This is a genomic window from Photorhabdus temperata (assembly GCF_025384845.1).
GTDB classification, from domain to species: domain Bacteria; phylum Pseudomonadota; class Gammaproteobacteria; order Enterobacterales; family Enterobacteriaceae; genus Photorhabdus; species Photorhabdus temperata.
The window spans coordinates 1-1,124 of sequence record NZ_JAJAFX010000178.1; the positions used below are offsets into that span (position 1 = coordinate 1).

The 1,124-nt window shown below is 45.0% G+C and carries 1 protein-coding gene; it reads left to right on the forward strand.

Annotation, left to right across the window (positions count from 1 at the left end):
• Positions 1-115: 115 nt before the first annotated feature.
• Positions 116-1,124, forward strand: a 1,009-nt coding sequence (locus LGZ99_RS24435; protein ID WP_262979848.1) for an ISAs1 family transposase, incomplete at its 3' end; no start/stop codon positions are given.

Here is a 1,124-nt window from a genome sequence, read left to right on the forward strand (position 1 = left end):
TTTTATCCATAAGATGACGAATTAACCGTACAAAATAAGCCACGCTTTATTCTTGTTGCAATCTTATCTGTTTACCGTTATTTATCCACAACTTCCCGTAATAATGGCCTTATTTATGACTCAGAAAGCCCTGTTTGACTACCTCGAAGCCTTACCTGACCCACGTCAACAAGCAAAATGTTCTCATGTGCTATCTGAGGTCATTTTTATGGCACTTTGTGCCATGATGTGTGGTTTTGATACCTGGTCCGAAATTGCGCTCTTTGCTCAGGAACGCGAAAAATGGTTTAAGCGTTGGTTAACCCTGGCAAATGGGGTTCCCTCACATGACACTTTTAACCGGATTTTTGCCATTATGCCAGCCAGTACCCTGCAATCATTGTTTCAGGAATGGGTGGATCATATTTTGAAAAAGGAAGGTCTTTCAGGGCAACTGGCGGTTGACGGTAAGGCGTTAAGGGCAACAGCAAAAGGTCGGGGAGCTAATCGTATCCATACCGTCAATGTCTGGTCAACTGAACTGGGACTCTGCCTTGGGCAACAAAAAGTGGAGAAAAAATCCAATGAAATAAAAGCCATTCCTGAACTTCTCCAATTATTGGCGCTGGAAGGATGTCTTGTGAGCATTGATGCTGCGGGAACGCAAACAAAAATCGCCGAGATTATTCTGGAAAAATCCGCGGATTATTTGCTGGCAGTCAAAGATAATCAGCCGACACTGGCCGCTGAAGTCAGCGCGCAATTTCACGCTTTTTGGGCGAATACGCCAAAAGATCTTGCCGGCCCCTCTTTCTACGAACAATTTGATAATCAGCATGGTCGCCAGGAACATCGCCGATGCTGGCAATTCCCTGTTGGTGAGCAGATGCCCATTTGTCAGAAATGGAAAGCAAAGACGATAATAGCAGTCCAATCTGAACGGACAGAAAAAGGACGTGGGCATGATTTTGTCCGATTTTATATCAGTAGCCAGCCAATGAATGCGGAGAAAGCCTTGCAAGCAACACGCTCTCACTGGTCGGTGGAGAATCATTTACACTGGTCACTTGATGTTGCGTTTCGAGAGGATAAACTCCAGGCCCGGATAGGATTTGCCGGTGAAAATTTAGCTGTACTCAGAAAAT